At 62.1% G+C, this 24144-nt stretch carries 24 protein-coding genes and 1 riboswitch; of the genes, 16 read left to right on the forward strand and 8 right to left on the reverse strand.

All coding sequences use genetic code 11. The annotated features are described in order from the left end of the window. Window position 1 precedes the first annotated feature (1 nt). On the reverse strand, window positions 2-718 hold the full coding sequence (locus GTP27_RS14820) for a glutathione S-transferase family protein (protein ID WP_161039956.1): 717 nt from the start codon (window positions 716-718) through the stop codon (window positions 2-4). Between the two features lie 23 nt (window positions 719-741). Continuing rightward, entirely contained in the window at window positions 742-2712 is a 1971-nt protein-coding gene (locus GTP27_RS14825; protein ID WP_161039957.1) for a lytic transglycosylase domain-containing protein, read from the reverse strand. A 34-nt stretch (window positions 2713-2746) separates the two neighbouring features. On the opposite strand from GTP27_RS14825, the gene GTP27_RS14830 reads away from it, so the two are divergent. Beyond that, window positions 2747-3337, forward strand: coding sequence for a 5-formyltetrahydrofolate cyclo-ligase (locus GTP27_RS14830; RefSeq protein ID WP_161039958.1), 591 nt, complete (start codon window positions 2747-2749; stop codon window positions 3335-3337). 15 nt (window positions 3338-3352) lie between these two features. On the opposite strand, the gene metF is transcribed toward GTP27_RS14830, so the two are convergent. From metF to ahcY, 3 genes are all read right to left on the reverse strand, one after another. Then, window positions 3353-4183, reverse strand: coding sequence for a methylenetetrahydrofolate reductase [NAD(P)H] (gene metF / locus GTP27_RS14835; protein WP_161039959.1), 831 nt, complete (start codon window positions 4181-4183; stop codon window positions 3353-3355). Next, the gene (locus tag GTP27_RS14840) at window positions 4176-4526 is read right to left on the reverse strand and encodes a phage holin family protein (protein ID WP_161039960.1); all 351 of its coding nucleotides are present in this window, start codon (window positions 4524-4526) and stop codon (window positions 4176-4178) included. The genes metF and GTP27_RS14840 overlap by 8 nt, the downstream gene beginning before the upstream one ends. 101 nt (window positions 4527-4627) lie before the next feature. Continuing rightward, window positions 4628-6055, reverse strand: a complete 1428-nt coding sequence (gene ahcY / locus GTP27_RS14845; protein ID WP_161039961.1) for an adenosylhomocysteinase — start codon at window positions 6053-6055, stop codon at window positions 4628-4630. Window positions 6056-6083: 28 nt separating this feature from the next. Then, a riboswitch (S-adenosyl-L-homocysteine riboswitch) is annotated at window positions 6084-6157 on the reverse strand. A 180-nt stretch (window positions 6158-6337) separates the two neighbouring features. Between ahcY and GTP27_RS14850 the strand changes: the two genes are divergently transcribed. Both GTP27_RS14850 and GTP27_RS14855 read left to right on the forward strand, forming a co-directional pair. After that, window positions 6338-6631: a hypothetical protein gene (locus GTP27_RS14850; protein WP_161039962.1), complete on the forward strand. Its 294-nt coding sequence runs from the start codon at window positions 6338-6340 to the stop codon at window positions 6629-6631. Window positions 6632-6671: 40 nt separating this feature from the next. After that, on the forward strand, window positions 6672-7052 hold the full coding sequence (locus GTP27_RS14855; protein WP_161039963.1) for a DUF2335 domain-containing protein: 381 nt from the start codon (window positions 6672-6674) through the stop codon (window positions 7050-7052). 78 nt (window positions 7053-7130) lie between these two features. Here GTP27_RS14855 and metK read toward each other — a convergent pair whose 3' ends face one another. Continuing rightward, entirely contained in the window at window positions 7131-8297 is a 1167-nt protein-coding gene (gene metK, locus GTP27_RS14860; RefSeq protein WP_161039964.1) for a methionine adenosyltransferase, read from the reverse strand. Between the two features lie 195 nt (window positions 8298-8492). On the opposite strand from metK, the gene GTP27_RS14865 reads away from it, so the two are divergent. Genes GTP27_RS14865 through dapF form a run of 3 tightly spaced genes read left to right on the forward strand, consistent with a single transcriptional unit; the run spans window position 8493 to window position 11102 of the window. Continuing rightward, window positions 8493-9344: a lysophospholipid acyltransferase family protein gene (locus tag GTP27_RS14865; RefSeq protein WP_161039965.1), complete on the forward strand. Its 852-nt coding sequence runs from the start codon at window positions 8493-8495 to the stop codon at window positions 9342-9344. After that, window positions 9341-10225 (forward strand): LpxL/LpxP family acyltransferase, encoded by an 885-nt coding sequence (locus tag GTP27_RS14870; protein WP_161039966.1) that lies wholly within the window; start codon window positions 9341-9343, stop codon window positions 10223-10225. Before GTP27_RS14865 ends, GTP27_RS14870 begins: the two co-directional genes overlap by 4 nt. A gap of 13 nt (window positions 10226-10238) precedes the next feature. Further along, window positions 10239-11102, forward strand: a complete 864-nt coding sequence (gene dapF / locus GTP27_RS14875; RefSeq protein WP_161039967.1) for a diaminopimelate epimerase — start codon at window positions 10239-10241, stop codon at window positions 11100-11102. Between the two features lie 70 nt (window positions 11103-11172). Here the strand turns inward: dapF and GTP27_RS14880 are convergent, their stop codons facing one another. After that, the gene (locus tag GTP27_RS14880; RefSeq protein ID WP_202416807.1) at window positions 11173-12744 is read right to left on the reverse strand and encodes a tetratricopeptide repeat protein; all 1572 of its coding nucleotides are present in this window, start codon (window positions 12742-12744) and stop codon (window positions 11173-11175) included. Between the two features lie 425 nt (window positions 12745-13169). Between GTP27_RS14880 and GTP27_RS14885 the strand changes: the two genes are divergently transcribed. The 10 genes from GTP27_RS14885 (at window position 13170) to GTP27_RS14930 (ending at window position 21900) form a co-directional block, all read left to right on the forward strand. Continuing rightward, complete coding sequence (locus GTP27_RS14885) at window positions 13170-14228, forward strand: porin (protein WP_161039969.1); 1059 nt, start codon at window positions 13170-13172, stop codon at window positions 14226-14228. A 121-nt stretch (window positions 14229-14349) separates the two neighbouring features. Then, window positions 14350-15018, forward strand: coding sequence for a DUF484 family protein (locus GTP27_RS14890; protein ID WP_161039970.1), 669 nt, complete (start codon window positions 14350-14352; stop codon window positions 15016-15018). Between the two features lie 10 nt (window positions 15019-15028). Further along, window positions 15029-15964, forward strand: coding sequence for a tyrosine recombinase XerC (locus GTP27_RS14895; RefSeq protein WP_161039971.1), 936 nt, complete (start codon window positions 15029-15031; stop codon window positions 15962-15964). Between the two features lie 150 nt (window positions 15965-16114). Further along, complete coding sequence (locus GTP27_RS14900; protein WP_161039972.1) at window positions 16115-17185, forward strand: CobW family GTP-binding protein; 1071 nt, start codon at window positions 16115-16117, stop codon at window positions 17183-17185. Window positions 17186-17274: 89 nt separating this feature from the next. Beyond that, window positions 17275-17724 carry an RNA polymerase-binding protein DksA gene (gene dksA / locus GTP27_RS14905; RefSeq protein WP_161039973.1) on the forward strand — a complete coding sequence of 150 codons (450 nt, stop codon included), beginning with the start codon at window positions 17275-17277 and terminating at the stop codon, window positions 17722-17724. Window positions 17725-17790: 66 nt separating this feature from the next. Next, window positions 17791-18867 carry a hypothetical protein gene (locus GTP27_RS14910; RefSeq protein WP_161039974.1) on the forward strand — a complete coding sequence of 359 codons (1077 nt, stop codon included), beginning with the start codon at window positions 17791-17793 and terminating at the stop codon, window positions 18865-18867. A gap of 68 nt (window positions 18868-18935) precedes the next feature. Then, window positions 18936-19478: an ATP-dependent protease subunit HslV gene (gene hslV / locus GTP27_RS14915; RefSeq protein WP_161039975.1), complete on the forward strand. Its 543-nt coding sequence runs from the start codon at window positions 18936-18938 to the stop codon at window positions 19476-19478. Then, window positions 19475-20815 (forward strand): ATP-dependent protease ATPase subunit HslU, encoded by a 1341-nt coding sequence (gene hslU, locus GTP27_RS14920; protein WP_202416809.1) that lies wholly within the window; start codon window positions 19475-19477, stop codon window positions 20813-20815. Before hslV ends, hslU begins: the two co-directional genes overlap by 4 nt. A 14-nt stretch (window positions 20816-20829) precedes the next feature. Beyond that, on the forward strand, window positions 20830-21039 hold the full coding sequence (locus GTP27_RS14925) for a hypothetical protein (protein ID WP_161039976.1): 210 nt from the start codon (window positions 20830-20832) through the stop codon (window positions 21037-21039). Between the two features lie 93 nt (window positions 21040-21132). Beyond that, a complete protein-coding gene (locus tag GTP27_RS14930) occupies window positions 21133-21900 on the forward strand; it encodes a helix-turn-helix domain-containing protein (protein ID WP_161039977.1) in 768 nt (255 codons plus the stop codon). Here GTP27_RS14930 and GTP27_RS14935 read toward each other — a convergent pair. Then, a complete protein-coding gene (locus GTP27_RS14935; RefSeq protein WP_161039978.1) occupies window positions 21890-24139 on the reverse strand; it encodes a patatin-like phospholipase family protein in 2250 nt (749 codons plus the stop codon). The two genes, GTP27_RS14930 and GTP27_RS14935, sit on opposite strands and share 11 nt — an antisense overlap. Between the last annotated feature and the right edge of the window lie 5 nt (window positions 24140-24144).

Consider the following 24144-nt stretch of genomic DNA (forward strand, 5'->3'; position numbering starts at 1 on the left):
CTTAGTCCGGCATGTCGGCGTCGTGCTTGGCCGCGCGCTCGGTTTCGGCCAGCGCTTCGCTGATCCAGCGTGCTACCGCCGGATGGCCAATCACGCGCTGGCAATACGCTTCCAGCGCCGGCGCCAGCGCCACGCCGTAGGTGCGGAAGCGCATCACTACCGGCGCATAGAAAGCATCGGCAAGCGAGAATTCGCCAAACAGGAACTGGTGGTGACCGAAGCGCGACAGACACTCTTCCCAGATTTCGCAAATGCGGCCGATGTCGGCCTGCGAACCGTTGGTGCGGCCCTTGCCCGGATAGCTGGCGCGGATATTCATCGCCATGGCGTTCCGCAGGTCGCTGAAACCGGCATGCATTTCGGCGCAGATGGAGCGCGCCATGGCGCGCGCCGCCACATCCTGCGGCCACAGATGCAGTTCGGGGAACTGCTCGGCCAGATATTCGCAGATAGCCAGACTATCCCAGATCGTCATCTCGCCCGCCAGCAGCACCGGCACGCGGCCGCTGGCCGTGTATTCGCAGATGCGGTTGGCCGTGTTGGGCTGGTCCAGCAGCACGCGCACTTCCTGGAACGGTATGCCGAAGGCGGTCATGGCCACCCAGGGCCGCATCGACCACGACGAGTAGTTCTTGTTACCGATAACCAGCGTCAGGCCGGGGGCACGCGCGGCGGCCAGTGTCTGGGTCAGGCTGGGATCGAGTTTGGTAGTCTGCATGGCGGTTCCGTATGAGTGGTGCTTCAGCGTGCGCCGAAGCTGCTTTCCTGCTGTTCCTGTTCACTATAGCCTTTGGGCGCGACATTCCCCAGCCGCAGCTTGAGCGACTGTGGCCGGCCTTCGAACAGGGCGGCGTAATAGGCGGTATTCGACATCACGTTTTTGACATATACGCGGGTCTCGAAGAAGGGTATCGATTCGATGAACACGGCGCCTTCCATCGGTTTATCGAGTGTGCTGCGCCAGCTGCGCAGGCGGCCCGGCCCGGCGTTGTAAGCTGCCGTAGCCAGCACCTGCGAGCCGTCCATATTCCCCAGCACCATGTTCATGTAATTGGCGCCGAGCAGAATATTGGTGCGCACGTCGCTCAGCATTTCCTGCGCAAAGTCGGTCAGGCCGATTTTCTTGGCCACCCAGCGCCCGGTCGACGGCATCACCTGCATCAGACCGGAGGCGCCCACGTGCGATTGCGCGTCCATGATAAAGCGCGATTCCTGCCGGATCAGGCCATACACCCATGCCTTGTCCAGCCCCAGCGTCTGGGTGGTGGGATGCATGATGTCGTTATGCGGCGCCGGGAAGCGCTGGGTGTAATCCACCTGCAAACGGGTGCGGTCCGAGGTATTGACCATGCGGTCGAGGATGTTGTTCTGGCGGGCGAATTCGGCCGCTGCCAGATGTTCGCGCTCGCTCAGCCCACGCAGGCCCCAGTTCCATTCGCGCGTGCCTTCGAAGCGCAGCCGCATGGAGAAGAACTTGAGCGCGCGCTGGAAGTTCGGATTGCCGGCAAACGGCGCCACCTCGGCCTGGCTGATGGGCTGGCCAGGCAAGGGAATGGTGACCAGTTTGCCCAGTTCTTCCCCGGCCAGCTGGCCATAGAAGTTCGGCTGATCGGCAATACTGCGCAATAGCTGGGCCGCTTCGCCATTCGGCTGGGTGCTGCCGCTTTCCGCCATCTGGGCGCGTGCCAGCCAGTACACCCAGGCCGCTTCGCCGCGCAGCGAAGCCGGCATGGCGCGTATGGTCTGGCGCACGGTTTTCCAGTCGCCTTTGCGCAGGGCGATGCGGGTTTTCCACTGCAGCTGGTCGATAGACAGCGCCGCACCCTGCGACTTGTGCCAGTAGTCGCCCGTTTCCGGCGCCAGCGTGTAGGACGATTGCAGCGCAATCGCGGCCCACGCTTCCTGCTGTTCCTGCGCGCTCAGTTTCGACGCAGCGCGCTGCAGCGCGAGGGTGGCCAGTTTGACGCTGGTTTTGGCCATGCGGCCCAGCGCGACGATGAAAATTTCATGTTCGGTGCGACCGCTGCCGACGCCCTTGGTCAGCGCAATGGCCGGCAGGTCCACTGCCTGCACGGCGCGCTTCTCGTTGCCGTTCAGCAGAGCGACGATGCGGCGTGCCTGCCCGGTGGCGTTATATTCGCCGGACAGGCGCAGCTGCGCATACAGGTCGTCGATATTGAACTGGCCGGCCGCATACAGGGTGGCGATCAGACCGGCGCAGGGTTCGCCGTAGCCGTTCGGCGCGGTCAGCACCTCGCGCGCATCGCTGGCCACTTTATGGCCTTTGAGCGCGCGCGATTGCAGCGCATAGCACTTCACCTGCACGTCGTCGTTCAGCACGAACAGCGGCAGCTGTTCGTCGAAGCTGGCCCAGTCGCGTTTGCGGCCCAGTTCCAGCAGCCAGTCGTTACGCAGCCGGTCAACAATCGCCTGGCCCTCGTAACGCTTCATAAAATCGCGGATTTCGGCGCTGCTGGCATCTTTCAGACGCGGTTTCAGCCGATAATAATCAACGTAGGAAGGAATGGAATAACTGGCCAGACGGTTGGCATAGAAATCGGCCTTGGCGGCATCATCCTGCCGCACCGCGTCGCGCAGCAGCAGGAAGGCATCATCGGCGCGACGGCCGTCGTCGCCGATGTCTTCGGCGTGGGCCGTCAGGGTCAGCGCCAGCAAGGCTGCGCTGGCGATCCATTTCAATGCGTAACTCAATGTACAACTCTCTAAAGTCTGAAAAACCGAAGCGATGACCAGCGACCCTAGAATACCATGCGCCACGACGGAACCACTAGCCCTGCCGGCCGGGCAGAAGGCGCTATTGCGCAAGCAGTTGCGCCTGCGCCGCCGCGCCGTCGCTGCGGCCAGCAAAGCGCAATGGGATCAGGCCATAGGCGAGCGCCTGCTCGCATGGTGGCAAGCGATGCAGCCTGCCTCGCTGGGAGTGTACTGGCCGCTCAAGGATGAGCCTGATCTGCACGCCGCCTATGCCGCGCTGGCCGCGCGCGGTGCGCGCCTGCTGCTGCCGGTGGTGCTGGAAAAAGATGCGCCGCTGGCCTTTGCACAATGGGAGATCGGCGAAGCCATGGTGCAGGATGCAATGGGGGTGGCCGTGCCGCAGGACTTGCGCCTGCAAGCCGATTATCCGGCGGCCTTGCTGGTGCCCTGTCTGGGCTTTAATGAAGGGAACTACCGTATGGGTTACGGTGGCGGCTATTACGACCGCACGCTGGCCCGCACGCCCCGGCCGCAGACACTGGGTATCGCTTACCAGTGCCTGCGGGCCGAGTTTGCGGCGGACAGCCATGATGTGGCGCTCGACCACATCATCACCGAATAAAGCGCCGCTACCTGCTTATTTGACGAGGCGCTGCCACAGCGCCGTGGTGGCCGCTGCCTGATTCATGCTGTAGAAGTGCAGTCCCGGTGCGCCACCGGCCAGCAGGCGTTCGCACAGTGCACTCACCACGTCCAGCCCGAAAGCCTTGATGGAGGCGCTATCGTCGCCGAAGCTGGCCAGTTTCAACCGTACCCAGCGCGGAATCTCGGCGCCGCACATGTCCGAGAAGCGCATCAGCTGGGTGTAGTTGGTGATCGGCATGATGCCGGCCACAACAGGCACATCGATGCCCAGTTTCTGGGTCTGCTCGACGAACTGGAAGTAGGCGTCGGCATTGTAGAAATACTGGGTGATGGCGGAATTGGCGCCGGCTTTCACCTTGCGCTCGAAGGCCAGCAGGTCATCCTGCGGCGAACGGGCTTGCGGGTGCACTTCCGGATAGGCCGCCACTTCGATGTGGAACCAGTCGCCCGTTTCGGCACGGATGAATTCCACCAGCTCGTTGGCGTAGCGGAATTCACCGGCGGCACCGTAACCGCTGGGCAGGTCGCCGCGCAGCGCCACCAGCCTGCGAATATTGTGCGACTTGTACTCGTCCAGAATCTGGCGGATCGATGCGCGCGTACCACCCACGCAGGACAGGTGGGGCGCAGCGTCTTCGCCGGCAGCCAGAATTTCCACTACGGTATCAAGCGTACCGCGCTGGGTAGTACCGCCCGCACCAAAGGTTACCGAGAAATACTTGGGATGCAGCTCGGACAGCTTGGCGCGCGTGACGCGCAGCTTTTCCGCCCCTTCCGCCGTCTTGGGCGGAAAGAATTCAATACTGAAATTATGATTAGCCATCGGAGTTCTTCAAAATAAGAGTCGTAAGAGCCCAGGAAATCACGCTATACAGCAAAGCACCGCCTATGGCCGACAGGAAGCTGTCGACATGGAAGCCGTCTACCCACTGGGCGACCAGCCAGAACATGAAACCATTGATGATGAAGATGAACAGGCCCAGCGACACCAGCGTCACAGGCAAGGTCAGCAGCAGCAAGACGGGGCGGATCAGCGTATTCACCAGACCCAGAACCAAAGCCGCGACGAGGGCTGCACCGAGGCTTGTGACCTCGACGGAATGCATCAGGTAGGGAATTGCCAGCAAGGCAATTGCATTGATTAACCAGGTAAGGACCAAACGCATAATAGAGACTCGCTGCAAGTGGGAACGCTGTGGACTGGCCCGCCATTGCTGGCGGACTGCACCACAGCGCCGGCCGGAGCCGAATGACGGATTAAGGCGGATTAATAACGGTAGTGCTCAGGCTTGTACGGACCTTCCTGCGACACGCCGATGTAGGCAGCCTGTTCAGGGGTCAGCACGGTCAGCTGGGCATTAAGTTTTTTCAGCTGCAGACGCGCCACTTTTTCGTCCAGATGCTTAGGCAGCACGTACACGCCGACCGGATATTTGTCGGTGTTGGCGTACAGCTCGATCTGGGCGATGGTCTGGTTGGCGAACGAGGACGACATCACGTACGAAGGGTGGCCGGTACCGCAACCCAGATTCACCAGACGGCCTTCGGCCAGCAGGATGATGCGCTTGCCCGACGGGAAGATCACGTGATCGACTTGCGGCTTGATGTTTTCCCAGGTGTACTTCTTCAGCGCAGCAACATCGATCTCGTTGTCGAAGTGGCCGATGTTGCAGACGATGGCCTGATCCTTCATCTTCAGCATGTGCTGTTCGGTCAGGATGTGGTAGTTGCCGGTGCAGGTGACGAAGATGTCGCCGTGTTCGGCAGCGTAGTCCATGGTCACCACGCGGTAGCCTTCCATCGCCGCCTGCAAGGCGCAGATCGGATCGATCTCGGTCACCCATACCTGCGCCGACAGGGCGCGCATGGCTTGCGCCGAACCTTTGCCCACGTCACCGTAACCGGCGATCACGGCGATCTTGCCGGCCACCATCACGTCGGTGGCGCGCTTGATGCCGTCGACCAGCGATTCGCGGCAGCCGTACAGGTTGTCGAACTTGGATTTGGTGACGGAATCGTTGACGTTAATCGCAGGGAAGTGCAGCTTGCCTTCCTTGTGCATCTGGTACAGGCGGTGCACGCCGGTGGTGGTTTCTTCGGTCACGCCCAGAATGTGCGGCAGACGCTTGGAGTACCACTGCGGATCTTTGGCCAGATGGGCCTTGATGGCGTTGAACAGGCAGATTTCTTCTTCCGAACCGGGGTTGGCCAGCACGGAGATATCGGTTTCGGCACGGGCGCCCAGATGCAGCAGCAGGGTAGCGTCGCCGCCGTCATCCAGTATCATGTTCGAGTACACGGCATTGCCGGCAGCGTCGGCTGGCCACTCGAAGATGCGATGGGTGTAGTCCCAGTATTCATCCAGCGTTTCGCCCTTGATGGCGAACACGGGGGTGCCGTTGGCAGCGATGGCAGCGGCAGCGTGATCCTGGGTCGAGTAGATATTGCACGACGCCCAGCGCACTTGTGCGCCCAGCGCTTCCAGCGTCTGGATCAGCACGGCGGTCTGGATGGTCATGTGCAGCGAACCGGTGATGCGCGCGCCCTTCAAAGGCTGGCTGGCGGCGTATTCCTCGCGGATCGCCATCAGGCCCGGCATTTCGGTTTCTGCAATCTTGATTTCTTTATTACCCCAGCCTGCCAGCGAGATGTCGGCAACCAGGTAGTCGTGGGAAGATTTGAGTACGGCGTTCATCACGCCCTCCTTTCATGTGTTGAAAAAAGTAACGTGAGCGCGGTTTGGGACTCCGAGCCTGGCGCATCAAAGTTTTGATGCGTCGCAACGCTCCTCGGAGCAGGGATTTTACCATCAAATGCAGCAAAAATCAGCAGCGATGCAGCGCTCGCACGTACGAACTGCAGCGTTTCACTGCGGCGGCATAGGTCAAAGTGGGAACTTTCGCACATTTGCGCGATCTTAAATTTCACGCTAATCACTCTGCTACCGTCACTAATAAGGACGGCGCCAAACACCATCATGCCACTGAGCCCACATACCAAAGCTTGTTTACGCGCCTTTTATGAAGGTGTATGGGAAGGTCTGGCTGCTCCCTACTATCTGGCGGTAGGCATGCCGGATCACAGCAAGCAACACGCCCGACCACAAATCAAACTGGCGCCGCCTGATTACGCGGTACTCGCGCGCGACTGGCAACGCATCGGACTGGATCTGCATAAAGTGATCAGCGATTATGAAGCGACACTCCAGCAAAAAACCGGCTCCGCAGCGCCAGTTAACCCAGCGGCAACAAAACGCGATAAGCCAGCTTGACGCTCTGGCACACGCCCGCCCTCACTACTGGATGGAGTATATGACCATGCTGCAGGCAACCATTCCACCTCCTCATCTGCTAGAGCATTACGAACGGCTGGTTCCGGGAACAGCTGCCCGTTTGATCGAGCTAGCGCAGAATGAGGCCGTGCACCGCCACGAGATCGAGGATCTGGCAGCACGTGCCCACATCGAAACCCCCCGTCGCGAACAGGCCATGGCGGAACTATCGGCCAGAAACCTGAACCAGAGTTATCAGGGCGGACGCATGGCAGGCATGCTGATCGCACTGATTTCTATCGCGGCCTGCTGTTTTCTAGCACTACAGAATCAGACCGCGGTAGCGATCGCTTTAACCGCCGTGCCTTCTGCGGCTGTGATACGCGCATTTCTGGGGCGGAAACGGCCGCGCGACGACTGAGCAAAGAAAAACGCCCCGCTGGCGCAGGGCGAGCAGGGCGTTGTTTGGGCAGGCGGCGGGACGCCGCGCTGCGCAGGATTACTTCAGGCCGGCGGCATCACGCAGGATGGCAGCCTTGTCGGTGCGCTCCCAGGTGAACTCCGGCTCTTCGCGGCCGAAGTGGCCATAGGCAGCCGTCTTGGCGTAGATAGGACGCAGCAGGTCCAGCATCTGCACGATGCCTTTCGGACGCAGGTCGAAGTGGGCCATCACCAGTTCGGCGATTTTCTCGTCCGGAATCACGCCCGTACCTTCGGTGTAGACGGTGATGTTGATCGGACGGGCCACGCCGATGGCGTAGCTGACCTGCACCTGGCACTGGCGCGCCAGACCGGCAGCGACCACGTTTTTCGCCACGTAACGGGCCGCATAGGCAGCCGAACGGTCCACTTTCGACGGATCTTTGCCGGAGAAAGCACCGCCGCCGTGCGGGCTGGCGCCACCGTAGGTATCGACGATGATCTTGCGGCCGGTCAGGCCGCAGTCGCCTTGCGGGCCACCGATCACGAAACGGCCGGTCGGGTTGACCAGATAGCGGGTGTTGGTCAGCCATTCGCGCGGCAGCACCGGCTTGATGATCTCTTCGATCACCGCTTCTTCGATCTGCTTGTGTTCCATTTCCGGCGCGTGCTGGGTCGACAGCACGACGGTGTCGACTGCTACCGGACGGCCATTGACGTAGCGCAGGGTGACCTGCGATTTGGCATCGGGGCGCAGCCATGGCAGACGGCCATCTTTACGCAGCTGCGACTGGCGCTCGACCAGACGGTGCGAGTAATGGATGGCGGCAGGCATCAGCTCGGCCGTTTCATCGCAAGCGTAGCCGAACATCAGGCCCTGATCGCCCGCGCCTTGATCGAGATCAATGCCCGCACCTTCATCCACGCCTTGCGCGATGTCCGGCGACTGCTTGTCGTAGGCCACCAGCACGGCGCAGCCCTTGTAGTCGATACCGTAATCGGTGTTGTCGTAACCGATACGTTTGATGGTTTCGCGCGCAACTTGAATATAATCAACATTGGCGTGGGTGGTGATTTCACCGGCCAGTACGACCAGACCGGTATTGCACAGAGTTTCTGCAGCAACACGGGCTTTCGGGTCCTGGGTCAGAATCGCGTCCAGAATCGCATCGGAAATCTGGTCTGCAACTTTGTCGGGGTGGCCTTCCGAGACGGATTCGGAAGTGAAAAGATAATCATTAGACATCGCAAGCTCCTGAAGATTGGTGAAGAATAACGGTCGCTTACCAATACGGCTTGCGACGCTTTAGCGATATTTATATTCCGCTTCGCAAGTTGTCTGTTAACTCAGCGGTTACTGCTAACGTGGTATTTTACGCTTCTTTGAAAATTTTGGCACAGCAACACTTGCCCGCAGCACCGTAACCTAGATGAATTTCTCATGTTAGTTCCCATTTTCCGCTTATTTTCCATCTTGCCTTTGCCAATTTTGCATGCTCTGGGCAGTGTGCTGGGCTGGCTGGTTTACCTGAGCTCGGCCTCCTACCGGCGCCGCATGCGCGACAATCTGCGTCAGGCCGGCTACGGCCAGCACCTGCACGCCGCCATCGCCGAAGCGGGCAAATCCATCGTCGAACTGCCCTTCATCTGGTGCGCCCAACCCGAACGCGTTTCGCGCCATGCCAGCGATGAAGGCTGGTCGCTGGTGCAGACGGAACTTGATGCAGGTCGCGGCATTGTATTTTTAACACCGCATCTGGGCTGCTTCGAAATCGTCGCCCAGGAAATTGCGCTGCGCACAGAACTGATGGTGATGTACCGCCCGCCGAAAAAAGCCGCGCTCAAGCCACTGATCGAAGGTGCCCGCGCGCGCGACAACCTGCTGCTGGCACCGGCCAATATGTCGGGCGTGCGCATGCTGGCCAAAACCCTGAAAAAAGGCAAACCTATCGGCCTGCTGCCCGATCAGGTGCCGCAGGAAGGCGAAGGCGTGTGGGCCACTTTCTTCGGCCGTCAGGCTTACACCATGACGCTGCCGGCCAAACTGGCGCAGATGGGCGACGCCACCATCATCGTCACCTACGCCGAACGTCTGCCGGGCGGACGCGGCTATGTGATCCGCTTCGTCCCGTTCGAAGGCACGCTGGCCGGCAGCGCCGCCGAACAGGCCCAGAGCATCAACCACGCGATGGAGCGCCTGATCGCCCGCTGCCCTGCGCAATATTTCTGGAGCTACAACCGCTACAAAGTGCCTGCCGGCATAGACGCTCCGGCAGAAGGAGCCCAGGCATGAAGCTGCTACTCGGTTTTATGTGGCTGCTGCACTGGCTGCCTCTGCCCGTGCTGGGCCGCTTCGGTAAGCTGATCGGCAGCCTGCTGTTCGTTCTGCTGCCTTCGCGCCGCCACATCACCCTGACCAATCTGCGCCTGTGCATGCCGGAACTGACGGAAGCCGAGCGCGTGGTGCTGGCACGCCAGCACTTTCAGGCCTATTCGCGCAGCGTGTGGGAACGCGGCATCCTGTGGTGGGCTTCGGAAGCGCGCCTGCGCCGCCTGATCCAGCTCGATCCGTCCAGCGTGCCGGTGGAACAGATGACTGCCCAGCCTACTATCCTGTTATGCCCGCACTTTGTCTGCCTCGACGTAGCCGGCGCCGCCGTAGCGATGGAAACCAGCGCCTCGTCGATGTATGTACAACAGAAGAATCTGGCGTTCGACCGCGTGCTGCGCGCAGGACGCTCGCGCTTCAAACCCGTCAAGCTGTTCACCCGTCAGGATGGCATCAAGCCCATCATGCGCGCGCTGCGCGACAAGCTGCCCTACTTCATGCTGCCCGATATGGACTTCGGCGAAAAAGATGCCGAGTTCGTGCCCTTCTTCGGCATCGAAGCGGCCACGCTGACCGCCACGGCACGGATTGCCGCCACCACCGGCGCGCAGGTAATGCCGGTGATCGCCACCTTCCTGCCCAATTTCCAGGGCTGGCGTGTGAAATTCTATCCGGTGTGGGACAATTACCCCGGCACCGACATGGTCGCCGCAACGCGCCGCATGAATGCCTTTATCGAGGACCGTGTGCGGGAAGCGCCAGCCGAATATTTCTGGACGCACAAACGCTTCAAGACCCGTCCGCATGGCGAACCGTCGCTGTACCAGCGCGCGCCTCAACCGTAATCAGATAATTGCGATGAAACTCAAATTCACCAAAATGCACGGCGCCGGCAATGACTTCGTGGTCATCGACGGCATTAATCAGGATATCCAGTTCACGCCGGAGCAGTGGAAGCTGCTGGGCGACCGCCGCTTCGGCGTAGGCGCCGACCAGATGCTGCTGGTGGAAAAACCGACCGAAGCGGGCTGCGACTTCCGCTACCGGATTTTTAATGCCGATGGCGGCGAAGTGGAACAGTGCGGCAATGGTTCCCGTGCCTTCGTGAAATTCGTGGCAGAGAAAGGCCTGACCAGCCAGCGCAGCATCACGGTGCAGACCAAGGCCGGCATCATCGCCCCGCGCCTCGAAGCGGATGGCAGCATTACCGTGGATATGGGCGCGCCCGTGCTGGAACCGGCACGCGTACCCTTCGATGCAGAAAACCTGCAGGGCCAGCCACAGGGCAGCGATCTGCTGTGGCCGCTGATGCTGGAGCTGGGCGGCGCGCGCGAGGAAGTGCTGATCTCGGTGGTATCGATGGGCAACCCGCACGCCGTGCAGGTGGTGGACGATGTCGATACCGCGCCCGTCGAACTGAGCGGCCCCCTGATCGAGCGCCATGCGCGCTTCCCTAACCGCGTCAACGCCGGCTTCATGCAGATCGTCGACCGTCAGCACATCCGCCTGCGCGTGTTCGAACGGGGCGTGGGTGAAACCCTGGCCTGCGGTACGGGAGCCTGCGCGGCAGCCGTGGCCGGTATCCGCCGCGGCCTGCTCGACAGTCCGGTGCGGGTCGATGCCCGCGGCGGCCAGCTGTCTATCAGCTGGGCCGGTCCGGGTCAGCCGGTATTGCTTACCGGCCCTGCCGTCACAGTATTCGAGGGCGAAATCGAGATCTGAACGCCGCAAAAACAGCCAGGCCCCGTTCCAGCCGGGCCTGCTTGCATGATGGGCGCCGAATTGCTGCGTCTCAGGCGGCCAGCAGATCATCCACATGGGCTGCCACCGGCGCCCAGGTTTTCAGACGGTACAGGCGCTGGCGGTAGTTGCCCTCTATCCCGTCGGCACTGTTATCGTAGGGTTCGAACAGACGCACCAGCCGGTCCAGTGCCTGCCGTTCGCGGGCCGTACGCAGCAGCACCAGCCGGCGCTTGCTGCGGCCATAGCTGGCACGGATATCGATGACCAGACAGTGGCCCTGATCGGCCGCCGGTATATCGAGCAGCAATGCTTCCGGCCGGCTCAGGCCGAACAGACAGGCCAGTTCCAGCCGCGCCGTCAGCAGCGGCTGGGATTCGAGCGACTCGCGGCTCAGGCTGCCGAGTACGGTTTCCGCCCATGCGGCCGGTTTCGCCACTGCCGCCACCCGCGCCAGCGCCGCTTCCGCTTCGCGGCAGCCCTGTGCCACGGCCTTCTGCAGCCAGTAAGCTGCGCGCACATCGCTCTGTTCGTCGGTACGGCGGTTACGCCAGGCATACATGCCACATTCGAGCTGCGCGCCGCTATGGCCCATTTCGGCCGCGCGCTCCAGATAGCGCTGGGCTTCCGCCACGCAGCGCTGGGAAAATTCCGGTTTAAGATAAATGCGCGACAGGGCAAACCATGCTTCGGCCAGCCCCTGCTCGCCCGCCAGCGTGAGCCAGCGGATGGCGCGCTTGAAATTGGCAGCGGCGATGCCGTGAGTCTGGCGCCGGCCTGCGCCATCCATGCGGGCAAACCACAGCCCCAGCGCCAGCTGGGCCTGACGGTCGCCGCCATAGGCCGCCAGTTCGCGGTACTGCAACAGCTCCGCCTGCGCTTCGTCGCGCTCGTCGGCGCGCGCTTCGAGCAGTTCGGCGCAGCGCGACAGCAGAGTCAGCTGTACCGGCAATACGGCCCACTCGACATTGCGCGCCGCTTCCGCATCGATGGGCGCGCCGATCAGCAACTGGCGCGACAGCGGCAAGGCACGCTCCAGATAGGCGGCCGGATCGCTATTCCATGCCTGCTCCAGCACGGCGTACTGGGCCGCAGCCAGGCCATTATCGGCCGCACGGGCCAGCCATTGCTGGCCGCTGGCGCCCTCCTGCGCGACGGCAGGCTGGTTGTCCAGCAAGTCGGGACTACTGGCGGCCACCGTTGCCGCCGGCTGCTGCGCCAGCAGCCACTGCGCTTCGGCGCAGCCGCTGCGGGCCGATACTTCGAGCAATTGCAGGGCCTTGCCCTGCAGCGCCTGCACTGCCGGCACGCTGCCGCCATTGAGCACCAGCTGGGCCAGCACCAGCCCGGCCTGCTCTATCCCGGCTTCATAGGCCCGCTCGTACCAGACCAGCACTGCCGGCATTTTGTGCTGTGCCTGCTCGTACGGAATGTAACTACCAATCAACATCCAGGCTTCATCCTGCTGCTGGCCTGCGGCGCGATCCAGCCAGTGCAGTGCGGTAGGCAGGCTGCGCGGCAGACTGGCGCCGCCAAACAGATAAAGCTTGCCAAGTGCCAGCTGGCACGCTGCGTCTCCCCCGCGCGCGCCACGGATGATCCCTAATTCTTCTCGATTAGCCATCGTCTCTCTATTACTCCGATTCATAGAAGCGGAAGGTGCTCGCCACCCTGTCTGCACAGGTGCATGGCTACCATTGGTAACGGAGAGTGTAGCGTGCCATTGGCGCCACACAGAAAAGAATATGCTGAACATTTTGATATCACGCAAAGATCCAACGCTGTGGAACGCGGTACGCTAGAGGCAAAGTGATGCCTGTGTGAAAGGAATTGATGTCTAAAACCGGGCAGGCCGGCAGCACGGGAGGCGTTTCATTAATACAACAGGAAGCTCAGTTTGACGGGCTTTCGACCAAAATTAAGCGTCCTAATCGACCATTTCAACGATTTTAAAGCGGTAGCAGATTAAGGTTTCAGCATCCGCGGGGCTCGCAGTAGCTCCGTTCAGCTTCAGAAGTATTGACGTTCACTCTTAAAGGAATAGCTAAAATGAAAAAATCTTTAGTGGCTCTGGCGCTCATGGGCGCATTTACGGGCGCAGCCTATGCCCAATCGTCCGTGACCGTCTACGGCACTCTGGATGCAGGTATTTCCAAACTGACCGGCGGCCCTACCTCGGTCGGCAAGCGCGATAACAACAAGCTGGGCTTCAAAGGCGTAGAAGATCTGGGCAGCGGCCTGAGCGCACTGTTCCAGCTGGAAATCCGCTACGAGCCAGACACCGGCACCATCGAAAACACCTCGGGCGCCAACAGCCGTCCGCTGTTCCAGGGCCAGAGCCGCGTCGGCCTGCAAGGCGACTTCGGTACCGTACGTCTGGGCCGTGGTCTGACCGCCTTCCAGGAAACCAGTACCCTGTTCGAACCATGGAGCGGCATGCCTGCCGTGGCCGGTTACCAGACCGACCTGCAAGTAGCCGGCTACACCAGCGATCCGATGAGCGCGACCGGCAACTCGAAAAACCGCTTCTCCAACTCGGTGTTCTATAACAGCCCGGTAGTGGGCGGCATCTTCCAGGTCAACGTCACCGTACAGGCCAAGGAAGCCAATCAGAACCCAGTGATCATCGGCAAAGGTACCGCTGCCAACCCGCAGTTCCCGGCTAACTCGGCGCCAACCACCACCCCTTACTCGCTGAGCGCAACGGCCATCAATGGCCCGCTGGGCGTGTATGGCGCGTATGAAAAGAATGCTATCCAGACCAAAATCTGGTCGCTGGGTGCCTACTTCAAACCTGCACCTGAGCTGAAACTGATGGCTTCCTACCAGTCGCAAGACCAGTCGGAAAACGTCACCATCAATCCTAAGACCAAAGCCTGGCTGGTCGGCGCCAACTACACCGTGGGTGCAGGTCTGGTCCGCGCTGGTTACGGCCAGAAAGATCCGGACAACGTCCTGAACAGTGCAGCCATCGCCAAAACCAAGCAGGTTTCGATCGGCTACGACTACAACCTGTCGCCACGCACCTATCTGTACGTCGATGCCTCGAACAAGAAGGCAGTTACCACTGCTAACTTCTACAGCCTCGGTATCCACCACAACTTCTAAGCCTATGACCGGCCCGCAATGGCCGGTTGCGAGCGGAAGTGCGCACGGACATGGGTGACCATGTCCGTTTTTTTCGTTTAGAATGAAGCTCGATCTTTCATTTCGTAAATAAAGCACCACCATGACTGCCCCACTGGATTCCAACCTCGTCGCCCAGTACCTGAGCGACAATCCGACATTTTTCGAAGAGCACGCCGACCTGCTGGCCGAAATCAAGCTCTCCAGCCCCGTCACTGGCCGCGCGGTCTCGCTGCAGGAGCGCCAGATGGAAGTCATGCGCGACAAATACAAGACGCTGGAATTGCGCATGGGCAACCTCATGCGTCTGGCCTCGGAAAATGAAGCGATCGCCAACAAGTTCCACCGCTGGACCAGAACGCTGCTGGAATCGGAAGATGTGGGTTCCATACCACACGCCGTCACCAGCGGCCTGAAAAACAGTTTTGATGTGCCGCAGGTGACTTTGCGCATCTGGGGCGCCGAAGCCGAGTATCAGGACGAGTGGTTTGTGCGCGGCGTTTCCGACGATGCCCGCATCTTCGCCAATAGCCTGCAGGCGCCGTATTGCGGCACCAACAAGGATTTCGAAGCGGTGCGCTGGCTCGATGATCCGACCGGCATCACCTCGACCGTGATCATTCCGCTGCGCAAGCCCGGCAACAAGGATGCCTTCGGCCTGCTGATTCTCGGCTCGGAAGATCCGGCCCGCTTCACCTCGCTGATGGCCACCGACTTCCTGGTCCACATCGGCGAAACCAGCAGCACGGCACTGGCCTGGCTGCTGGCCTGAGCAAGCTGTCATGCACGACTATCCAGACCCCCGGCTGGGCTGGATAGACGGCTATCTGGCCCAGCTCACCAGCCAGCGCCAGCTCTCGCCCCACACGGTCAGTGCCTACGCGCGCGATCTGCGCGAACTGGCCAGCCTCACGCCGGGCCAGGACTGGCCCGCCATCCAGACCCAGCACATCCGCCGCCTGGCCGCCAGCCTGCACGCGCGCGGCCTCGATCCCCGCTCGATTGCCCGCAAGCTGTCGAGCTGGCGCGGCTTTTACGACTGGCTGGGCGAGCAGCTAGCGCTGGCCAGCAATCCCGTTCAGGGCGTACGGGCGCCGAAACAGGCCAGAACCCTGCCCCGTGCCCTGTCCGTCGACGATGCGATCGCACTGGTGGCACCGGCCGAACTGCATGCCGGCCACAGCCCGCCTGCGGCCGAGCTGTGCAATCAGGCCATGTTCGAATTACTGTATTCGAGCGGCTTGCGGGTCGCCGAACTGACGGCGCTCGACCTGCAGGCCAGCCCGGCTGCCAAAGGCTGGCTATTGCCCGATAGCGGAGAAGTCATCGTCACCGGCAAAGGCAACAAGCAGCGCGTGGTCCCCGTCGGCAAAGCGGCGCTAGCAGCCCTGCATGCCTGGCTGGCCGTACGCCCCGCACCTGGCGATGGCAGCAATGCCCTGTTCCTCAGCACGCGGGGCAGCCGCATCAGCCCACGCGTGCTCCAGCAGCGCCTGCAAGCCCACGCGCTGGCACGCGGCATGCCGGTCCACGTGCACCCGCACATGTTGCGCCACTCGTTTGCTTCCCATGTGCTGCAATCGTCGGGCGATCTGCGCGCCGTGCAGGAAATGCTGGGCCATACCAGCATCAGCTCGACGCAGGTCTATACGGCGCTCGACTTCCAGCATCTGGCTGCCGTGTACGATCAGGCCCACCCGCGCGCCAAGGTAAAATAAGCTGCGGCACGGAAAGCTATGCGCAGCCACCCTGCGCTGGCTCAATCGTGCAGTTTGCGCGCCGGCGCGGAATTCCGGCATAATCAGGCGCTTGCATTTTCGCATTTCACCCCCATCTAATTTCCCCCTAGACCAGAACTGGTACGCACCATGGCACTGATACCCACCACCATCCTCACCGGCTTTCTCGGCGCCGGCAAAACCACCCTGCTCAACCGCATCCTGCAGGAGCAGCATGGCATGCGCATCGCCGTGATCGAAAACGAGTTTGGTCAGGAAAATATCGACAACGAGATTCTGGTGCAGGACAGCAGCGAGCAGATCATCGAAATGAACAACGGCTGCATCTGCTGTACCGTGCGCGGCGACCTGATCGTGGCCCTCAGCAAGCTGGCCCAGCAGCGCGAAGCGGGCACCCTGCAATTCGACCGCGTGGTGATCGAAACCACCGGCCTGGCCAATCCCGGCCCGGTGGCGCAGACTTTCTTCGTGGACGAGGAAGTGGGCACTTACTACATGCTCGATGCCGTGGTCACCGTGGTGGATGCGCGCCATGCCATGGACCAGCTGGACCAGCATGAAGAAGCCCAGCGCCAGATCGGTTTTGCCGACAAGCTGCTGCTCTCCAAGACCGATCTGGTGACGCCGCAACAGCTGGCGGCGCTGACGGAACGCCTGAAGCGCATCAATCCGCGCGCGCCCATCAGCACCAGCGACTTCGGCCGCGCCCCGCTGACGGAAGTGCTGGATCTGAAAGGTTTCATGCTCAACGACAAGCTGGAACTCGATCCCGACTTCCTGCGCACCGAGCAGACCCATGAAGAAGGCCATGTGCACGACGAGCACTGCGGCCACCATCATCACGAGCACGAGCACTGTGATCACCCTGAGCACGGCCATAATCACCACCATGCCCACCACAGCGACGATATCGCCGCGTTCGTGTTCAAAAGCAACCGTCCGTTCGACCCCGCCAAGCTCGACGATTTCCTCGGCGGACTGGTGAATGCCTATGGCCCCCGTATGCTGCGCTACAAGGGCGTGCTGTGGATGCGCGAAGCTGACCGCAAGGTGGTATTCCAGGGCGTGCATCAAATCATGGGCAGCGACCTCGGTGCCAAATGGGGAGAAAACGACGTTCGTGGCAGCAAAATGGTATTTATCGGCAAAAATCTGCCGAAAGACATCTTTATTAGCGGTTTAGAACAATGTCTGGTATAAACTATCGGGGTTTTGTGGGGATGGCTAAAAAGCCACAAAATTCGGGCTGATTAAATGTAAACTCTGTCGTATCGAAGGTAAGCGAAGTTATGACCAAAACTAATAAATCGACCCCCGCCGCCGAAGCCGAACGCATCCTGACCGAAGAAGAAATTCTGGCCATGGATGAAAAGGATTATATGAATCCGGCACAAATGGCCTTTTTCAAAGCCAAGCTGCAAGCGCTGGAAAAAGAGCTGCTGAAGAACGCTGGCGAAACCACCGAACACCTGCGCGAAACCGTGCTGGTGCCGGATCCGGCCGACCGCGCAACCATCGAAGAAGAGCATGCGCTGGAACTGCGTACGCGCGACCGCGAACGCAAACTGCTGAAAAAAGTCCAGCAATCCATCGTCGCCATTGATGGCGGCGACTACGGCTGGTGCGAAGAAACGGGCGAACCGATCGGCATTCCGCGCCTGATCGCCCGTCCGACGGCCACGCTGTCGCTGGAAGCCCAGCAGCGCCGCGAACTGAAACAGAAGCTGTACGGCGACTAAGCCGGCACCGCCCTGAAAAAGCACGCAGCCGCGTGCTTTTTTTTACTTTGCGTCACGAGGATAAGCGTGGGACTGTTCTCCCGTTTCGGCAAAACCGGCACTGCCCCTGTTGCGGGCACGGGCCCTGCTGCGCCCCTGACAGCGGAACAGCAGCGCGAACTGGCCATGGCAACGGCGCGCAAAATAGACGAAATCGAGGCCGCCATGGCGGCTGACATCTTCCCGCCTGCCGCGCAGCAAAGCCAGCCGGCCACGCCCGAGGAAGAACTGCCGCATGCTGCCGCCGCCCCGGAAACGGCGGTGCTGGCCGACGAAATTGCCATCCTGTACTCGCAAGGCCAGTACCAGCTGGCCGCCCAGCTATTGCGCGACCATCTGGCGCAGGCTGCCGAACCCGGCCTGTGGTGGCTGCTGTTCGATCTGTACCAGCTGCTGGACCAGCGCGACGCATTCGATGCCCTCTCGCTCGTCTATGCACAGCGCTTCGAAACCTCGCCGCCGGACTGGAGCGCCAGCGCGCCCGCCACCCCGCCGGCAGCTCGCCTGACGCTGGAGCCACGGCAGATCGCCGGCGAAACAGCGCAAGCTACCCTGCTTGCCACCCTGCAGGCCAGTCCCGAGCATCTGCGGCTGAGCGGCGCCGAGGCGCTGGCCGCCACTCTGCGCGGCCAGCTGGCTAGCGATCCGGCCAGCAGGTCGGCGACGCCATGGCTATTATTGCTGGAACTGCTGCAAAGACTGGATAGGGAAACCGAATTCGAACTGATCGCGCTCGAATACTGCGCGGCTTTCGAAGTATCGCCGCCCGCGTTCCGGCCTCGGCCCGTGGCACCTGCCCAGCCGCGCAGCGTTCAGGCACGGCCGGCGGCGGGCGACGCCTTCGAACTGCCGCTCGCCATGCATGCGCCGCTGGGGGCATTGCAAAGCCGCATCATTGCCTACGCTGCACAGCAGCCGCGCCTGATTTTCGATGGCAGCCGTCTGCGCCAGCTCGACTACCTGTGCGCCCAGCAACTGCTTGCCTGCCTCGGCAATTTGCCCGTCAGCAGCATCGAATTCCGCCACGTCAGCCATCTGGTGGCCGCCCTGCTCAGGCTGCAGGGTTACTCCCGGCTGGCGCGCATCGTGCCGCGCCACAACTGAAACTTGCAATTCGCGCTGGCTGCCCCATATTGGACATCACGGCAGTTCGCAATTACTCTGAGGTCACTATGGAACAATTTCACGGCACCACCATCCTGTGCGTGCGACGGGGCGCAGAAGTCGCGCTGGGCGGCGATGGTCAGGTAACGCTGGGCAACATCGTCATGAAGGGCACGGCCCGCAAAGTCCGCAAAGTCTACGGCGGCAAAGTGCTGGTGGGCTTCGCCGGCGGCACCGCCGACGCCTTCACCCTGCTGGACCGCTTCGAAGGCAAGCTGGACAAGCATCAGGGCAATCTGCTGCGCGCTTCCGTGGAACTGGCCAAGGACTGGCGTACCGACCGCGTGCTGCGCCGGCTGGAAGCCATGCTGCTGGTGGCCGACGCCAGCTCGACGCTGGTGATTACCGGCAACGGCGACGTGCTGGAACCGGAAGGCGGCGTAGGCGCCATCGGCTCGGGCGGCACCTATGCCCAGTCGGCCGCCAAGGCACTGGTGGAAAACACCGAGCTGACCCCGGCCGAGATCGTCAAGAAGTCGCTCACCATCGCCGGTGAACTGTGCATCTACACCAATCTGAACCACATTATCGAAACACTGGATCCAGCATGAACATGACTCCGCAAGAAATCGTCGGCGAACTCGACAAGCATGTAGTCGGTCAGGCCAAGGCCAAGAAGGCGGTGGCTATCGCCTTGCGCAACCGCTGGCGCCGGCAGCAGGTGGCCGAACCCCTGCGCCATGAAATCACCCCGAAAAACATCCTCATGATAGGCCCCACCGGGGTAGGTAAAACGGAGATCGCGCGCCGTCTGGCCAAGCTGGCCGATGCGCCCTTCATCAAGATCGAAGCCACCAAGTTCACCGAAGTAGGCTATGTGGGACGCGATGTGGATACCATCATCCGCGACCTGATCGATATCGGCATCAAGCAGACCCGCTCGGCGGAAATGGCCAAGGTGCGCGCCCGCGCCGAAGACGCGGCGGAAGACCGCGTGCTCGACATCCTGCTGCCGCCGGCGCGCGACTTCGGCTTCAACGCCGCCAGCGAAGCGCCGAAAGAAGGTGACAGCACGCGCCAGACCTTCCGCAAGCGTCTGCGTCAGGGCGAGCTCGATGACAAGGAAATCGAAATCGAGCTGGCCGAAGCGGGCCCGCAGATGGAAATCATGGCGCCACCGGGCATGGAAGAAATGACGGAGCAGATCAAGAGCATGTTCTCCGGCATGGGCAATGCACGCAAAAAAGCCCGCAAGATCAAAATCCGCGACGCCATGAAAGTGCTGGTCGACGAGGAAGCGGCCAAGCTGGTGAACGAAGAGGAAATGAAGCAGAAGGCGATCCAGAACGTCGAGCAGAACGGCATCGTGTTCCTCGACGAAATCGACAAGATCGCTTCGCGCTCGGAAGTGGGCGGTGCCGACGTGTCGCGCGCCGGCGTGCAGCGCGACCTGCTGCCGCTGGTGGAAGGCACGACCGTCAACACCAAGTACGGCATGATACGCACCGACCACATACTGTTCATCGCATCCGGCGCCTTCCACCTGGCCAAACCGTCCGACCTGATTCCCGAACTGCAGGGCCGCTTCCCTATCCGCGTGGAGCTGGAATCGCTCTCCATCGCCGATTTCGAGCGCATCCTGACCAGCACCGACGCCTGCCTGACGCGCCAGTACGCAGCCTTGCTGGCCACCGAAGACGTCACGGTGGAATTCGCGCCGGACGGCATTACCCGTCTGGCCGAAATCGCCCACTCGGTCAACGAACGCACGGAAAACATCGGTGCGCGCCGGCTCTACACGGTGATGGAAAAGCTGCTGGAAGAGCTGTCCTTCAGCGCCAGCGAACTCAGTGGCAGCGGCAGCACCATCAGCATCGATGCGGCCTATGTCAATGCCCGCCTCGACGCATTGGCCGTCAACGAAGACCTGTCGCGCTACGTGCTGTAAGCGAGGGGGCGGAGATGGCCAACAAGGCACTGGCAACACGGCAGAAAATGCGCATCCGGGTGGAGCCATCGCAGCAGCCGCCGCGCAACCCTGTGGCCGTGGCAGCCAAAGCCCGTACCGGCGGTGCCGGCCCCCACGCCAAACCGCATGCCAACGAAAGGCAGGCCGCCAAACGCCTGCTGGCCAGGCTCACGCAGAAACTCGATCCCGATCCGGACGCGTGACAGTCTGGTGCTGGCGGGAAAGGCAAAGTCCTTCCCCGCTAGACTGTCCGCCGGCGTGATACGATACCTTTTGTTCTTTTCACAAGGGTCGCCATGAGCTCACCGGAAATCATCCTGCAAGTGCTGCGCAGCCATCTGCGCGCGGCCGATGTCACCTACAAGATGCTGGCCGAGCGTATCGACATGAGCGAATCGAGCGTCAAACGCATGTTCGGTCAGGCCGACATGCCTTTATCGCGGCTGGCCCAGATCTGCAAGGCGGCCGGCGTGGCCATGGAGGACGTGCTGCGCGCCGCCGCCGACGCCACCCCGCAGGCCGACACCCTCACGCTGACGCAGGAAAAATCGCTGCTGGCCCAGCCCCATCTGCTGCTGATGGCGATCTGCTGCCTGGGCCACTGGACGCTGGAACAGGTACTGGAAACCTACAAGCTGACGGAACCCGAATGCATCTTGCTGCTGGCGGAACTGGACCGCCTGGGCCTGATCGAACTCAAACCGCTGAACCGCTACCGCCTGCGCGTCTCGAATGCCTTCCGCTGGCTGCCGGACGGCCCCGTGCAGCAGTTCTTCCGCGCCCATGTGGTCGACGATTATTTCGCCGGCAGCTTTAACGGTGCCGGCGAAACCCTGCTCTGCCTGCCCGCACGCCTGTCGCTGCCCAGCGCACAGGAGCTAGTGGGGCGCATCCAGCAGCTGGCCGGCGAACTGGCGCGCCTGCACCAGAACGACCGCCGGCTGGCAGCGCCCGAGCGCGACGGCTTTACCCTGCTGGTCGGCTTCCGTTCATGGGAATTCTCCGCCTTCACGGCGCTGCGCCGCAGCGCCGCCACGGCTGCCGCAGTGGCCGTTACCAGATAGGGCCGAGGAACAGATAGCCGCTGCTGTTGCCGCCTTTGGTGGTGCCGGCGCCGAAATACAGCGGGCCGAAACGGGTATCCACCGCCACGAAAGCGCTGGCCGCCTGATGCAGCGCGCCCCAGCGCAAGGGATTCTCGGGGCTATAGGCGCCGCCCGCTTCGAGCGAGAAGCCCAGCCGCACATCGCCGCCCAGCGCAGCCGGCATGGCGCCCACACTGCGCGCCATCACCATCCGCCCCAGCACGGTACGGCTGCCGACCACCGAACCGGGCGTCGATCCCGACAGGCGCAGGAAGCCGCCCAGCGTATTGGCATTGACGTTACCGAGACTGCGCGACCATTCGCCATACAGGTGGCCGGCCCAGCGCTCAAGGTGGAAAGCCTGCAGCCCCTGCACCGACTGGCGCGCCATGACCGGGCCGTCATCCTTCGAATGCATCAGACGCTGCCAGTCCAGCGTGAACAGCGTGCCGCGGGTAGGGAAAGCTACCGTATCGAGGCTATCGACATTGAACGACAGGTCCTGCACCGTGCGCACTTCGCTCTGCTCCGTATGGTCTTCCGGTATGGTCTGGTGCAGTACCTGCTTGACGCGGCCCACCGAATAGCGCAGATCGCCCCAGCGCCCCAGCTGCCGTCCCAGTGCCAGACTGGCCGCGCCGGACTTGACGCCATAACGGGCCTGACGGAAACCGCTGTTATCGAATACCTCGCCGCCGGTCGAGCTGTAGCTCAGCTCCGGTGCGATATACCATGGCGATCCCACGCCCAGCGGCTGCCAGAACTGGGTGCCCAGCGCACGCTCCGTGCCCACCCGCGCAATGGTGCGCAGCTCGCCCCCCCAGTCGTTCAGCGAGGTCAGTACATGCATGCCTTTGAGCTCGAAAGCATTGTTGTCGGCAAAGTCGCTGGTCAGCTCCAGCCCCACGCGCAGGCGACTGTGGGTCCAGTCAGCCTCGGTAGGTTTGATCAGCACCGTGCGGCCATCGCGGTCATCGCGGATTTCCGTTTCCACCCGGGCCAGATCGCCGCGCCCGAACAGGTGGTTGGCAGCCTGCTGCGCCTGTTCGCTGGTCACTGGGGTGCCCACTTTCAGGCCGGACTGCACCAGCAATTCCTGCGGGTTGATGCGGCCACTGGGCGCCACTTCCACCTTGCTCAGCATGACCGGATGATCGATGCCGACCGGCGCCGACAGGCGCTTGACTTCATACGCGGCATACTGCGCTTCCGGCAGCGCCAGTTGCAGCAGACGCGCACTCATGGCGCGCACTGCCGCTTCGCCAGCCTTCATGGCCCGCTCATGGCGGGCAAAGTCGAGGAAACCTATGCCGCCCAGATCGGGCTGCAGCAGCACGTCGCCGGAGCGCAGCTCCTTGAGCGAGCGCTGCACATTCTGTTCGGTCAGTATCTGCAGCATCTGCTGCGCCACACTGACTGCGCTGACCAGTTCCTTCTCCTGCGCCAGCGGCGTGCCTACATTGACGGCGATGATGATGTCGGCGCCCATTTCGCGCGCCACATCCACCGGCAGATTGCGTACCAGCCCGCCATCGACCAGCAGGCGCTGATTCACCCGCACCGGCGCAAACACGCCCGGCACAGCCAGCGAGGCGCGCATGGCCAGAAACAGCGGGGTGTCACTCAGCTCCACCAGATCGCCCGTGACCAGATCGGAAGCAACGGAGCGGAACGGCAGCTGCAGCAGATTCACCGGCTTGTCGCGTGCGCCATGCGGCAGCACGCGCGTCAGCGCCAGTTCCAGCGCTTCATTGCCGGCCGCCGCAGGCGGCAGGGAGACGCCATCCATACGCGCACCGAACTCGATGCGCGATGGCAGCAGCAGGTCTTCCTCGCGGCGCCGGTACACCAGCTCATCGCGCGGCGGACGGTCCGCCACCACGGCATTCCAGTCGGTGCGCCGCACCAGCTGCTCCATCTGATCGAGCGAGCTACCGGCCGCATAGGCGCCACCCACCACGCTGCCCATGCTGGTACCGACCACGATATCGACCGGCACGCGCAGCTCCTGCAGGGCGCGCAGCACGCCGATGTGGGCAAAGCCGCGCGCGCCGCCGCCGGACAGCACCAGCGCCACTTTCGGGCGCGGCTTGAGCGCGGCATCGGGCGCCACCGAACTGGCGGCAGGAGCGCTGTCCTGCGCCTGCGCCGGCTGGAGCAGGCTGGAAAGCAAAAGGCCGCAGCAGAAGGCGGCGGCCAGAGTACGGGAGATCAGCATAGGAG

The organism is Duganella qianjiadongensis, assembly GCF_009857915.1.
Lineage (GTDB): Bacteria > Pseudomonadota > Gammaproteobacteria > Burkholderiales > Burkholderiaceae_D > Rugamonas > Rugamonas qianjiadongensis.